This window comes from Halorubrum sp. GN12_10-3_MGM (assembly GCF_005435235.1).
GTDB lineage: Archaea > Halobacteriota > Halobacteria > Halobacteriales > Haloferacaceae > Halorubrum > Halorubrum ezzemoulense.
The window spans coordinates 1-12,756 of record NZ_SGUB01000005.1 but is presented as its reverse complement, the minus strand read 5'-3'; the positions used below and the strand labels follow the sequence as shown (position 1 = coordinate 12,756).

At 68.4% G+C, this 12,756-nt stretch carries 12 protein-coding genes and 1 tRNA gene; 8 read left to right on the top strand and 5 right to left on the bottom strand.

From position 1 onward, the window contains the following. Window positions 1-128: 128 nt before the first annotated feature. Window positions 129-1,190: a phytoene/squalene synthase family protein gene (locus EXE47_RS05355; RefSeq protein ID WP_089307793.1), complete on the top strand. Its 1,062-nt coding sequence runs from the start codon at window positions 129-131 to the stop codon at window positions 1,188-1,190. A gap of 50 nt (window positions 1,191-1,240) precedes the next feature. Here the strand turns inward: EXE47_RS05355 and EXE47_RS05350 are convergent, their stop codons facing one another. The 3 genes from EXE47_RS05350 to guaB form a co-directional block, all read right to left on the bottom strand. Beyond that, window positions 1,241-3,205, bottom strand: coding sequence for a DEAD/DEAH box helicase (locus EXE47_RS05350; protein ID WP_089307794.1), 1,965 nt, complete (start codon window positions 3,203-3,205; stop codon window positions 1,241-1,243). A gap of 72 nt (window positions 3,206-3,277) precedes the next feature. Further along, complete coding sequence (locus EXE47_RS05345; protein WP_049929939.1) at window positions 3,278-3,865, bottom strand: HalX domain-containing protein; 588 nt, start codon at window positions 3,863-3,865, stop codon at window positions 3,278-3,280. 201 nt (window positions 3,866-4,066) lie between these two features. Then, a complete protein-coding gene (guaB, locus tag EXE47_RS05340) occupies window positions 4,067-5,554 on the bottom strand; it encodes an IMP dehydrogenase (protein ID WP_089307795.1) in 1,488 nt (495 codons plus the stop codon). A 525-nt stretch (window positions 5,555-6,079) separates the two neighbouring features. On the opposite strand from guaB, the gene EXE47_RS05330 reads away from it, so the two are divergent. The 7 genes from EXE47_RS05330 to EXE47_RS05310 all read left to right on the top strand — a co-directional run bounded on the left by EXE47_RS05330 (window position 6,080) and on the right by EXE47_RS05310 (window position 10,199). Further along, complete coding sequence (locus EXE47_RS05330) at window positions 6,080-7,096, top strand: DUF5794 domain-containing protein (RefSeq protein WP_089307796.1); 1,017 nt, start codon at window positions 6,080-6,082, stop codon at window positions 7,094-7,096. Window positions 7,097-7,205: 109 nt separating this feature from the next. Further along, entirely contained in the window at window positions 7,206-7,430 is a 225-nt protein-coding gene (locus EXE47_RS05325; protein WP_049929945.1) for a DUF5795 family protein, read from the top strand. A gap of 118 nt (window positions 7,431-7,548) precedes the next feature. After that, a tRNA-Trp gene (locus EXE47_RS18410) sits at window positions 7,549-7,723 on the top strand. Window positions 7,724-7,804: 81 nt separating this feature from the next. Beyond that, window positions 7,805-8,020 (top strand): hypothetical protein, encoded by a 216-nt coding sequence (locus EXE47_RS05320; protein ID WP_007344517.1) that lies wholly within the window; start codon window positions 7,805-7,807, stop codon window positions 8,018-8,020. Then, the gene (locus EXE47_RS18405; RefSeq protein WP_158293590.1) at window positions 8,017-8,154 is read left to right on the top strand and encodes a hypothetical protein; all 138 of its coding nucleotides are present in this window, start codon (window positions 8,017-8,019) and stop codon (window positions 8,152-8,154) included. The genes EXE47_RS05320 and EXE47_RS18405 overlap by 4 nt, the downstream gene beginning before the upstream one ends. Next, window positions 8,144-8,362 (top strand): hypothetical protein, encoded by a 219-nt coding sequence (locus tag EXE47_RS05315; RefSeq protein WP_094552950.1) that lies wholly within the window; start codon window positions 8,144-8,146, stop codon window positions 8,360-8,362. Before EXE47_RS18405 ends, EXE47_RS05315 begins: the two co-directional genes overlap by 11 nt. 169 nt (window positions 8,363-8,531) lie before the next feature. Then, window positions 8,532-10,199: a winged helix-turn-helix domain-containing protein gene (locus EXE47_RS05310; protein WP_137708084.1), complete on the top strand. Its 1,668-nt coding sequence runs from the start codon at window positions 8,532-8,534 to the stop codon at window positions 10,197-10,199. Between the two features lie 471 nt (window positions 10,200-10,670). Here the strand turns inward: EXE47_RS05310 and EXE47_RS05305 are convergent, their stop codons facing one another. Both EXE47_RS05305 and EXE47_RS05300 read right to left on the bottom strand, forming a co-directional pair. Further along, on the bottom strand, window positions 10,671-10,979 hold the full coding sequence (locus EXE47_RS05305; protein WP_137708083.1) for a hypothetical protein: 309 nt from the start codon (window positions 10,977-10,979) through the stop codon (window positions 10,671-10,673). Then, complete coding sequence (locus EXE47_RS05300) at window positions 10,979-12,283, bottom strand: hypothetical protein (protein WP_241997553.1); 1,305 nt, start codon at window positions 12,281-12,283, stop codon at window positions 10,979-10,981. The genes EXE47_RS05305 and EXE47_RS05300 overlap by 1 nt, the downstream gene beginning before the upstream one ends. Window positions 12,284-12,756: the final 473 nt, after the last annotated feature.

The window sequence follows — 12,756 nt, the reverse complement described above, 5'->3', positions numbered from 1 at the left end:
CGGGTCGTCGGTTCGTCGGAGCTGACGGGAGTCGAGTCGTGCGATTTCGGCCGCCCGTCCTGCGGTCGACGCCCGGCGGACGTTCCACGAGGGTTTTTATGCGTTGTGCCGTAAATACCGGCAACTGAATGAGCGGACGAGAACACGGCCCCGGCGAGGCCGACCTCGAGTGGTGTCACGAGGCGGTCCAGGGGGTCTCGCGGACCTTCGCGCTGACTGTCGACGTGTTAGAGGAGCCGATGGCGTCGCAGATCTGCGTCGGCTACCTCCTCTGCCGCGTCGCCGACACGGTCGAGGACGCGGGTCATATCCCGCCGGACGCCCAGAGCGACGTGTTGCGGACGTACCGGCGATCGATCGATCCGGACGACGAGACGGACATCGCGGCGTTCCGCGCGTCGGTCGACGAGTGGCTGCCCGCGGAGCGCGACGACGACTGGACCGTCGTCGCCGAGGCGCCCACGATCGCTGCGACGTTCGAAGAGCTCGACCCGGAGGCCCAGGATGCCATCGTCCCGCCGGTGTTGGAGATGGTCGACGGGATGGCGATGTTCGTCGAGCGTCACGCGACCGAGGGCGGACTCCGCATCGACGACCGCGACGAGTTGGAACAGTACTGCTACTACGCGGCCGGCACCGTCGGCAACCTCATCACGAACCTGCTCACCCGCGGCGACCTCACCGAGGAGCGCGCGACGCGACTGCGGGAGACCGCCGAGGAGTTCGGCCTCCTCCTCCAGCTCGTCAACGTCTCGAAGGACGTCTACGACGACTACACCGAGGAGAACAACGTCTACCTCCCTGCCGAGTGGCTCGAGGCCGAGGGCGTCGAGCAGGAGCGCGTTGTCCACCCCGAGAACCGCGAGTCGTCCGCGCGGGTCGTCGGCCAGACCGCGGACTACGCCCGCTCGTTCCTCGACGACGCGCAGGCGTACCTGGAGACGATGCCGCTGTCGAACGGGAACACGATGGAGGCGTGGACGGTCCCGTACCTGCTCGCGGTCGGTACCCTCCGAGAGCTCGGGAGCCGCCCGGAAGACGCGCTCACCGAGACCGGCGTGAAGGTGTCCAGACAGGAGGTGTTCGCGGTGATGTCCGCGGCGAGCGACGTCGGCCGCGACTCGCTCGCGGAACTGCGCCAGACCATCGCCCGGACGCCGTTCCACCGCGCGGTCGGCTCGGCGGACTGAGCCGCCGCGCGTCGCCGCCGCTTTCGTTTTTCCCCGGCATCCCTCGTCGCTCACAGCCGCGACCGCGCCCGGGACACCGCGGGAACGCGCACGCCCGTCGTCTCCCCGAGCGCCTCGGCCGCGCTCAGCAGCCACTCCGCGCGCTCGACACGGGAGTCGAGGTCTCCCGGACCGATCCGGTACCGCTCGACCAGCTCCTCGACGGTCGCGCCCCCGATCCACTCGTCTAGGATGCGGGCGGTCTTCACCGACTCCAGCCACCCCTCGAAGTCGTCCGGGTCGGTCATGTCCGTCGTCAGCTGTGCGGCGTTGCTCCGGGCGAACTGGTAGATGTCGGCCCGCTCTGCGTTGCCGAGGTAGGTGTCCTGCATGTCCGGCGTGTCGCAGATCACCTCGAAGGCGGTGAGCGTCGTCGCCTCGGACAGGTCGGCCGCCGCGCGGAGGCCGGCGACGATCCGCTCGCCGGTCTCCGGGCGGACGTACTGCTTCGAGGTCGTCTCGCCGACCGCCGTCGCGACGAGGCGATAGTCCTCGACCCCGCCCGTCTCCCGCGCGACCATCTCGGCCGCAACGAGGTCGTCGACCGCGACGGCGACGGCGTCGGCGAGCCCGCCCGCCCCCGTCTCTCGCGCGTAGAACGTCCCCTCGAACACGTCGAGGATCTCCGACTCGGTCGCGGCGAACCCCGTCGCGACCGCCGCGAGCACGTGCGTCCGGAGCGCGCCCGGCTCGGCGAGCTGCGACTCGACGGCCTCGGGCTCGCCCTCGACGTAGCGCTCGCGAACCTCCCCTCGAGTGTCTGCGTCGGCGACGAGGACCGCCTCCCCGTGCGGGTCGAGGCCGGGCCGACCGGCGCGGCCGCACATCTGGTGGACCTCGAGCGTCGGGATCCACGCCATGCCGCCCTCCCCGTACCGGCGCTGGTCGCGGACGACGACGCGGCGCGCGGGCACGTTGACGCCGGCCGCCAACGTGGGCGTGGCGCAGATACAGGCCACGTCGCGCTCGCGAAACGCCGACTCGACGACGGCGCGGTGACCCGACCGGAGCCCGGCGTGGTGGAACGCGACGCCCGTCCGCAGGCAGTCGGCGAGCTGTCGGCCGGTGAGCGTGCCGTCCACGTCGGTCGCCTCCTCGGCCGCCGCGGCGGCCGCCTCGTCGATCCCCAACTCCGCGGCGAGGCCGTCCTCGGCGAGCCGCTCGGCGAGGTCGACCGCCTCGCGGCGAGAGCGGACGAAGGCGAGGCACTGGCCGCCGTCCGCGACCGCGTCGGCGACCAGCGCGGCCGTGACCTCGGTCGGATCGTTCTCGTCGTCAGCGTCCCCGTCGCCGTCGATTTCGGTCTCGTCGAGGTCGACCGAGAGGCTCGTGCCGTCGTCGAAGTCGACCTCGCCGCCGACGGCGACGCCGGTCCGGAGGTCGACCGGCCGCCACTCGGACTCGACGAGCGCGGCGTCGAGCCAGTCGGCGATCGCCTCGGGGTTGTCGACCGTCGCCGACAGCGCGACCGTCTGGAGGTCCGGATTCCGGCGTCGGAGCGTCGCCAGCGTCACTTCGAGGGTCGGTCCGCGCCCCGTCGCGCCGAGCAGGTGGACCTCGTCGACGACGACGCAGGCCAGCGCGTCGACCCACGAGGCGCCGTTGCGGATCGCCGAGTCGACCTTCTCGCTCGTGGCGACGACCACGTCGTTGCCGGCGAGCGCCTCGCCCGTCGCGTCGAAGTCGCCGGTGGAGATGCCGACGTCGACGCCGGGGAGCGCCGCGAACGTCTCGTACTTCTCGCGGGCGAGCGCGCGGAGCGGGCAGACGTAGAGCCCGGGGCCGTCGGCGGTCAGGAGCGCAAGTTGTGCGACGAGTGTCTTGCCCGAGGCGGTCGGCACCGCCGCGACGACATCGGCGCCGTCGCAGACGCCCGCGTCGACCGCCGCGCGCTGCGGCGGGTACAGTTCGCGCACGCCGCGCTCGGCGAAGTGGTCGACGACGCGTGACGAAAGCGGCAGGTCCCGGACGCGCATACGAACACGCCTTCGGCCGGATCGCTGATAAAGAGTCCGCGGCGCCCCCTCTCGAACCCGTTCGGTCGCCGACTACCCGTCGGCGTCGAAGTCTTGGAACAGCTTCTCGTAGTCCTCGTCGTCGGTCGCGACCGCGTCGCGCGACTCGTCGGCCCGCTCGCGGAGCTCGTCGATCCGACCGGTGAGCCGCTGGTACTCCTCGTTGTCCGCGAGGTCGCTGGCGCTCTTCTCGGACTCCAGCATCGCCTTCTTGGAGGTCAGCGAGAACAGCTCTTGGACCTCCGAGTCGTACTCGCCGCGCCGTAACAGCCCTTCGACGGTCTCTCGGAGCGTCTCGCTCGTGACGGGCTTGACGAGGTAGTCGTCGAACCCCATCTCGAGGATGTCGAAGTCTGGCTCGACGGCGGTGACCATCGCGACCCGACAGTCGATGCCCCGTTCGCGGACGGCCGTGAGGACCTCGTCGCCGGAGAGACCCGGCATGCGTCGGTCGAGGAGGATCGCGTCGACCTCGTCGTCGACCTCGTCGAGTTGGTCGAGCGCCTCGCGGCCGCCGTACGCGGTCCGGACGCGGTACTCGTCGCCGAGCCAAGCGGCGTACAGGTCGGCCAGATCGGGTTCGTCCTCGACCACGAGGACCAGCGGCGGTTGCTCACTCATGGATGACGGGAGCGAGGGGGTGTTCGCTCACACGTTTCGTCTCTCCGCTGGCTATATTAAAATACCTCTTCGAAGCGCCACGCTGATCGGTCGCCCGGCCGGACGCGATCGGACGAGACGCGACCGGAGTCGACGAGGCGCAGCGCGACGCGGTGGGGCGCGACCCGACAGGGACCGCGCTCGGTCGGCGGTCGGTTCCGGTTACTCGTCCGGGCTGTAGTTGGGCGCCTCGTCCGTGATCATCACGTCGTGCGGGTGGCTCTCGCTCTGGCCCGCGGTCGAGACGCGGACGAACTCCGCGCGCTCGTGGAGGTCGGGGACGGTCTCCGCGCCGACGTACCCCATCCCGGAGCGCATCCCGCCCGTGAGCTGGTGGAGCTCGGAGGCGAGGCTCCCCTTGTACGGGGTCGCCGCCTCGACGCCCTCGGGGACGAACTCCTCGTCTTCGTCCTCCTCTTTGAGGTAGCGGTCGCCGCCGCCGGACTTCATCGCGCCGACCGACCCCATCCCGCGGTACTGCTTGTACTTCTTCCCCTGCATCGTGATGACGCGGCCGGGGGCCTCGTCGGTGCCGGCGAAGTACGAGCCGAGCATCACGGCGTCCGCGCCCGCCGCGATCGCCTTGATCGCGTCGCCGGAGTACCGGATCCCGCCGTCGGCGATCACGGGCACGTCGTGCTCGGCGGCGACGTCCGCGACCTCCGCGACCGCGGTCATCTGGGGCATGCCCGCGCCGCTGACGACGCGCGTGGTACAGATAGAGCCCGGTCCGATGCCGACCTTCAGCCCGTCGGCGAAGTCGACCGCGGCCTCGGCGGCCTCGCGCGTGCCGACGTTGCCGACGACCACGTCGGCGTCGACGGTCGCTTTGATCGCCTCCGCCGAGTCGAGCACGTTGAGGTTGTGGGCGTGCGCGCAGTCGATGAAGATGACGTCTACGCCGGCCTGATCCGCCGCGACGGCGCGCTCCTCCTCGAAGGGGCCGACGGCGACCCCGGCGAGCAGGCGCCCCCGGTCGTCGCGGGCGGCGTCCTCGTGTTCGCGGCGCTGGAGGATCCCCTGCATCGTCACCAGCCCGACGAGCCGCTCGTCGCCGTCGACGATGGGGACGCGCTCGATCTTATGATCGTACATCAGTTCGAGCGCCTCGCGCGCATCGACGTCGTCCGGGGCGGTGATCACCTCGTCGGTCATCGCCTCGCGGACGGCGTCGTCCTCGCCGACTTCGAGGTAGGGCCGGATGTCGGTTCCGGAGATGATACCGAGGACCGTGTCGTCGTCGGCGACGACCGGCGCGCCGGAGACGCCCTGCCGCTCCATCACCTCGTCGGCCTCGCGGACGGTGTCGTCGGGCGAGACTGTGACGACGTTCTCGCGGCGGATGACGAGCTCGTGCGCGCGCTTGACGCGCTCGACCTCGGCGGCCGTCTCCTCGGCGGTCATGTTGCGGTGCAGGACGCCGAGGCCGCCTTCGCGGGCCATCGCGATCGCGAGGTCGCTCTCGGTGACGGTGTCCATCGCCGCCGACAGCACGGGGACGGTGAGTTCGACGTGCTTCGACACGCGCGTCGTCAGGTCCGCGTCGTCGGGCTCGACCCGACTCTCTTTCGGACGGAGGAGCACGTCGTCGAACGTCAGCGCTTCCGGGACATCGAGCTTCGCCGAGAATCGGCCAGAATCTGTCGCCATATAATCCGTCATGAACGGCCGATGAAAAGCGTTGCGAGACGGCACGGACGTGGTTGTTGCTCACATTCGAATACCTATTATATACATGATCATGGCTATCAATCGGCCGAGACGCGATCGGTTCGAGAACGATTGAGTCCGTTCGGCCCGTCGAAGCCGCTCTGCGTCCGGAGTGAGAGCCGGCGCCGAGAGATGATCGGAGAAGCCCCGAAAGCGGCGACGGTTCCTCGTCGGAGCCACGCGTTCACCGTGGATACGTCGTGTCATGCGGACGCGTCTCACACAACCTTTAACGCGACCGAAACACGTATATCTGGTATGGACTCCGACAGTCCCGTGAACGCGCGTATCGCCGGCCAGTCGAACGCCGACCTCGGCGTCCGCTTCACAGCCGGCAATCCGCGCAAACCCTTTACATGGGCTCGTCGGACCTCCCGCGGCGTGGACTCCGCGTGCTGGTCCCCGGACCACTGCGAGTCGCACGCGTCCCACCGCCACCCCGACGGTCAGGGCTATCGTCCCTAAATGAGCACGTCACGTCACCCGGTCGCCCTGCGATTAGAACAGCAGGTCGGGAGCGCGACGAAGTTGCTCGCGACCGTGATGGTCCTGCCGCTCATCGACGGCATCTTCCCCGCCCTCGTCGTCGCCGGCGTCCTCGGATCGGCCACCGGCGTCGTCGAGACCGGTATCCTGATCTTCGGCGGCTCCGCGACCGCTGCGGTGATCCTCGCGGAGATGGACGGGACCCGTCGGGAGATGGTCGCGTCCGTGCTACTGATCGGCGCGGTGATCATCCCGGTCGCCGCCGTCGAGGCGGCCCTCGCGCCAACTCTCCAGGAGCTGCTCAACCTGCCCGTCTTCGAGCGGTTCGCCGGGCTTGTCATCCTGACGATCGCCGCGAAGACCGCTAGCTCGGAAATCGGCGAATACCTGCCGAGCCCGGGCGTGATCATCGGACTCGGCCTCGTCGCGAGCTTCGAGCCGTCGGGGTTCGCCCTGCGGACTTCGACCGAGTACGTCGTCAACGGCACCGCGGCCGCCGCCGTGGGCGTGGCGTTCGCGCTGTCGATCGCGCTGCTGTCGCCGCACCTCCGCGGCCGCGTCGACATCGATCGGTTCCGGTTCGGCTCCGCGGTCGCGCTGGGCGTGCTCGCGCTGCCGATCCTGCTCGGCCCGTTCGACCTCATGCAGACGGAGGCGCCCGTCGCGCTCGCGGTGCTCGCGGTGACGACCCTGTTCGCGTACGACCCGAACTCGGAGGGAGAGGAGGGCGCCGCCGGGGACGACGAGGCGCCCGACGACGACGCGCCGGACGGTCGCGTCGACGGCGCGGACAAGTCGGACGCCGACCCCGCCGACGCCGACGAAGAGTCGGAGGAAGCGCCGAGCGAACCGCCGCTCGACGCGCCGCCTGAGGGGCCCTCCCCGATCGTCGACGACGACGTCGCCGTCCTCGCGAACGGCGGCGAGAGCCGGGACGCCGACGACGACGGGGCGGACCCGTTCACCGACGACGACTCCCGCGCGCCGTGGCTGTAAGCCCGGCGTAGCCGGCGACCGACATATCCGATTTCTGCCCCGGATCGCACGGCTCCGTGATCGCCCCGCGTGTCGCCGGGGTTTAGGTACTCGACCCCGAACGGACGGTATGTCGAACCGCGTCGTTCAGGGGCGGATGGTGACGCCCGAGAAGCTCGCAGAGCTGATCGAAGGAGAGTCCGTGCTGGAGGCCGAATCGATCGCGGACGCCGACCGCGACTGCCCGGAGTGCGGCGGGGACGTCATCTCGGTCGGGTACATGCCGAGCGTGACCGAGTTCGTCACCGGGTACAAGTGCCAAGACTGCGACTGGAGCGACGACGACCGAGAGTAACGCCGGTCGGATCGCCGCCGTGTCGCGCGCGTTCGCTCGCCGCCGCCGCGTCGTCGGATCGTCCGTGATCGAAACCCCTTTATCCGCGTTTCGGCAACGGTCGAATGCGAGATCACGCGGGGCTGTGGCCAAGCCAGGCATGGCGACTGACTCCAGAGGCTTGCGCCCGGGACGACACTCCAGACTGATATACCGAGCGGCCGACTGATCATCGGTCGCGTTGACGACCCTCTGGAGTTCCGAGGCGCACCGGAGATATCAGTCGATCGGGGGTTCAAATCCCTCCGGCCCCATAGCGGTCTTCACTCTAACGTATCACTCCTTAGTAATAGGTATTCGAGGAAAAACAGGTCCGTAGCCGGAGGTGTCGGCGCGTGAGCCTCGGCTACTCCGGGAGCTTCACCGCCGAGAAGGACCGCGAATTCTTCTGCGACACCTGCGGCGCGCGCTGTACCCGCAGCATCAACGGCGACCTCGAGTACGGCCACCTTGTCGGCTGTCCCGACCGGCCGGACGATTTCAAGATCGGCACGTCCGAGGGCCGTCACTACCGTCCCGACGAGGGACCCGACGGGGGTGCGTCAGCGTGAGCGACGAGGAACGCAGCCACGCGAGTTCCCTTGCGGAACAGCTCCGGCTCGCGGAGGAGAACGGGAACCTCCCCGACGAGCTCGCAGAGAAACGCGAGGACGAGGAGACCGAGGAGGTGGACGATGTCGAGTGAGCGAGCCACCGCGCCCGGCGTGGGTCACGTCGGTCCGCTTCTCTCGGCTCGCTGTACGGGCTGCGGGAAGACGTCGAAGAAGCGGACTACCGAGATCGTCGGTGACCGCTCCAGCGGCTCGTTCCAACACGTCTGTCACTCCTGCCACGGCGTAACTTGGTGGAACGTCCTCGACGTCGTCGAGGCCGACGCGGGAGGTGAACGATGACGGGATGCCCACACCCCACGCGGCGCCGGAACGGCGTGTGTCAGATGTGCGCGGTCGAAGAAAAATTTGACGGCGTAGACCTAGATAAGGGCGATTACGAGTGTCCGGAGTGCGGAGGGAAGACGTCCGGCGAAGACATCGTCTGGTACAAGTGCCGGGGTGATTCGGCGTGAGCATCGACACGCCGACCAGTCCGGAGGCCGGGATCGGCACGCTCCCGGACCCGCGGATCGAGGACCGGGTCGCGCCGCAGCCGGCGGCGCACGGGGCCGCCGTTCAGGCCGTCTTCAACGACGCGGGTCGCGACCTCGCGCTCTACTCGGCCGTTCACCAGTTGTGGTACGATATCGTTGGTGATCGTGACGAGGAGCCGGGGATCGCCGCCGAGCTCGATCACCACGAACTGACGTGGCTCGACGCGCCGACGCCCGGACGAGAGTGGGTCGTGAAGCTTACCTCGTCGCGCTGGAAGGCCGGTACCGGCTCGGGCGACGACTACTCGGCGTACTACAAGTACGACCTCACGCTTCGCGAGCGCGACGAGGACGGCGACCTCTACAAGACCGGGAAGGCGTGCTCGCTCCGGGTGATCCCGCAGTTCGAGGATCTCAACTATAAGGACGGCGAGCCGCTCACGCTCCAGTACGACGAGGGCTCGCTCGTGCGGTGTTCGACCACGTGGGCCGACACGGCCGCCGAGGTCGAGGGACGGATGCTCGACCTCCTCGAGATCGTCCTGGACGTCGACCGCGGTCGCCTCCTCGCGGACCGGAACGCCGATTCGCGCCGTCTCACCAAGGCCGAGGCGCACCATCGGTTCGACATCGGGTGGAAGCGGCAGGTTGTCGAGGTTCTGGATCAGACTCGAGAGCTGATCGCCTACGGCGGCCAGTCCGAGATCGAGGCGCACCAGCGCCGCCAGCGCGAGGGATACTTGGAGGCGCTCCTCGACGCCGACCGCTGGCACCTCCTCGGGTTCGAGCGGACGTCCTACGACATCGAGCTCAAGTGCTACCAGGCTGCCGGATGGGCGGAGTTCCCGCGGGAGGACCCGGCGCACCACCCGAAGCTCGAGGCGTCGTTCGCCGGCGTCGACGGCGACGGCCCGCTCCCTCACGTCGACGAGTGGGACGAGGTCATGTCGGTGCTGCGGTCGGTCGTCTCGGCGCACCTGGAGTGGGCCGGGATCGGTCGCGACGAGCTGATCGCCGACGACTATCAGGCGGGACCGGCGAGCCCGGAGTACCGGTACAAGCACCCCGGCGGTCGTCGTGAGCAGCTTCGCGAGCGCTACGAGGCGGTCGGGACGGAGATCCACCGCGAGGCGCTGAAAGCGAACACGCAGGCCGTCTACGACATCCTCCGCGTGGTCGCGACGGAGTCGGGCGCGTCCTACGACACGCTCGAGGAGCGGACCGGGCTCGCTCGCTCGACGATACGCTACCACGTCTCCCGGCTCGTCGACGTCGGGATCGCGGAGAAGGTCGGGAACCCCGTGCTGGTCGTGTTCCCGAGCCTCGCCGTCCTCGACGAGGCCGAGGAGATCCTCCGCCGGATCTACCCGGACGACCAGGTCGACGACATGATGGACCGCGCGGAGGCTCGACGCGAGCGCCGCGAGGAGCGCGAGGATCCGTCCGCGGTCGGTGACGACGTCCGGGAGGGCAGAGACGACCAGGACGACGCCGGCGACGGAGATCGCGGACGTCGTTCGGAGTGGGCGTACTTCCAGGACCTTGCGCTCGAACCGCACCAGCTGGCGACGGCGCTCGAGAAGGAGTACCTGGAAGGCGACGAGGTCCGCGTTCGGACCGATCGGCGAGACTGGGTCGAGTAACGGCGCTCGACGCGCCTCGGTTCGCCGCGGTCGGTAGCTTCGCCTCTGTTCTTTCGCGCGCTCTGACGCCTCGATCCGCTCCTCTTGTTCCTCGACGTCGACGACCAGGCGGCTCGATCGGCGTCGATCGCTCCGCTTCCGCAGTTACGCCCGCGACCGGAGCGGATTTTAAAACATAATGGTTCTTAACTCCTTTCTGCGGATCGTGTCTCTCGTGGTGTCGAGCGTCGCGAGAACAGGCGGTAGAGCGTCTGCGGTGCGTGGGTAGGTTAGCAGGGGACCCTACGGGTGTAGCCCCTAAGGGGGAGAACAATAACGGCCGGCGACAGAACGTCGCCGGCCTGCCGCACCGCACCGCTCCGCACGTTGAACCTACAGGACAGTCGTAGAACGCCCTCTCGCCGGTGAGAACGCAGTATAGTGGGGGACGGGACCGTGAGAAGCTACCTTGTCAGATAGCCTTAGGTGGGGCTACCCGAGCCGGCCGATCGTATGGTCGATCACCCACTCGCCGACAGCGCTCCAAATAGTCTCCACGGCCGTCGAGACCTGAGTCGTTATCGCGTCGACGTTTGGATCTACCCACCCGAGCGCGATCGCGACTCCCGCGCCGACCAGAACCACGATACCGTACGCGGCCCCCGACGACAGGACGCTCCCGACGAGACGCCCCACTTTCACCGCCTTGAACAGGTAGAGCGCTCCCGCGAGGAGCATCGCTCCCATCATGAGGCGTTGCCCCGCTCCGAGCGCCGACAGCGCCTCGAAGAGCCAACTCATTAGTTCGATCCCTCGTCGTCGCCCGAGTTGAACCGCCCGCCGATCACTATCTGCGGCCGGTCATCGTTCGGATCGTTATTCGCCCGGTACTCCCGCACGAGTTGAATCACGGCGTAGCCGCCCATGAGGACCGCGATCAGGAACGCGTCCGAGTTGACAAACTGAGCGAGGAGGTCTCCCTCTCCAAGCCCTTGAACCGCGACCACGCCCGCGACGGCGACGATCGCGATCCATCGAGCCGTAGTAAACTCGCCGGCCTCTCGGAGGACATACAGCGAGCCCACCGCGATCCCTCCGACAGCGAGGATCGCGCCGGCCTCCGAGCCGACCTGGTAGAGTCCCGCCTGTCCCGCCGCGACCGCGACCGCCGCCGCGATCGCACCCGACAGGAGCCTGTTCTCGCCGACGCTAACGAGCGCGCTACCGACGCTCGAGACCGCGGACTCCAGCGCGCTCCCGAGTGGCGGTCCGACGAGCGGGACCTGCTCGACGACGCCGCCGAGGCTCCCTCCGAGCCCGTCGATCGCGTCCCTCGAGGCCGCCGGTCGCGTCCCGGCGACGAACAGCATAGCGACCCCGCCGAACAGGACTGTCAGGCTCGGGAGATTCCCGGTTGTGAGCGTCGCGAACACCCCACCGCCGACCGTATCGGATCCCGGAGTCGGCGGCTCCGCCGCGACGATCTCCACGAGACCCACGTCGTCGCGAGAGACCTCAATCTCCGAGGGCTTCTCCGCCCCGCCGAGTCGGTCCCCGTTCTTGTCGACGGCCGCGTAGTATTGGCCGTCGGTTCCGGCGACGTACTCGATGCTCCACGAGTCTCCAATTACCGACGCCGGCTCGACGACGAACCGCGGGCTCGTTGCGTTGACGCCATCCGGAACGCGGACCCGCATGGAGTTCTGGTCCGGCGAGACGCGCGCCGACAGCGTTTGGAGCGTCAGGGTCGAGCCACTCGTCGCGTTCGGCGCGTAGAACCGCTGTTCCCCGTCTAAGTACAGCTCGACATAGTCGCTCTCCGTGGGATAGCTCTCGTTTGTCGCGTAGTGCGTCAGCTCGCCCTGAGCGGTCTCGCCGACCGCGAGGAAGCTATCCGAGCTCCAGGAGTCGAGCCGAATCCGCGAGTTAAGATCGAACCCGACCGGCGTCGCTCGCTGGACCGATATCTCTCCATTACGCACGTCGACGCGCGAGGCTGCCGATCGAACCTCGACAGTTGTTCCCGCCGGGACCGGGTTGCCCGCGATCTCCGACACGTCGACCGACAGCGTCGTTCCCGAGAGGTTCGTCGCGTACTGAGGCACGCTCGACCATCTCCCGGTCTCGTTGAGTCGGTACTCCACGGACCGCATTGAGTATACGTTTCGAGCGTGCGGAACCCGGAGCGTTGCGTCCGCTATCTGGTTTGTGTACGTCTTTGTGACGTTGTATCGCTCCGAGAGCGCTTCGGACTCATAGAGAACAGTCCGCGGCGACTCGATGTCGTGTCGGTACTCGAGCTCGACCTTCGGCTCCGGTCCAGCGCCCGAGTAAGAACCGTCTCCGACACTCACCGTGATATTATTCGTTCCCTCCTGGACCCACGAGGCTTTAGCGTCCAGCGAGACGGTCTCTCCGTCGTTGAGCGTCCCGGAGTAGCCGACAGTTTCGCCGTTCAATTCCACGACGGGATCGCGCGTTCGGGATACCTCTGTCCATGAGGCCGACACATCGACGGGGCCGCTGACCGATATATGCCCGGACTGTGAGCCCGTCGACAGATCGACAGATTCCGTTA

What these genes read in the sequence shown, in the direction of transcription:
- guaB (WP_089307795.1), bottom strand. Translation starts at nt 5,554, where the DNA reads ATGGCGACAGATTCTGGCCGATTCTCGGCGAAGCTCGATGTCCCGGAA.
- EXE47_RS05345 (WP_049929939.1), bottom strand. Translation starts at nt 3,865, where the DNA reads ATGAGTGAGCAACCGCCGCTGGTCCTCGTGGTCGAGGACGAACCCGAT.
- EXE47_RS05305 (WP_137708083.1), bottom strand. Translation starts at nt 10,979, where the DNA reads ATGAGTTGGCTCTTCGAGGCGCTGTCGGCGCTCGGAGCGGGGCAACGC.
- EXE47_RS05350 (WP_089307794.1), bottom strand. Translation starts at nt 3,205, where the DNA reads ATGCGCGTCCGGGACCTGCCGCTTTCGTCACGCGTCGTCGACCACTTC.
- EXE47_RS05330 (WP_089307796.1), top strand. Translation starts at nt 6,080, where the DNA reads ATGAGCACGTCACGTCACCCGGTCGCCCTGCGATTAGAACAGCAGGTC.
- EXE47_RS05325 (WP_049929945.1), top strand. Translation starts at nt 7,206, where the DNA reads ATGTCGAACCGCGTCGTTCAGGGGCGGATGGTGACGCCCGAGAAGCTC.
- EXE47_RS05355 (WP_089307793.1), top strand. Translation starts at nt 129, where the DNA reads ATGAGCGGACGAGAACACGGCCCCGGCGAGGCCGACCTCGAGTGGTGT.
- EXE47_RS05315 (WP_094552950.1), top strand. Translation starts at nt 8,144, where the DNA reads ATGTCGAGTGAGCGAGCCACCGCGCCCGGCGTGGGTCACGTCGGTCCG.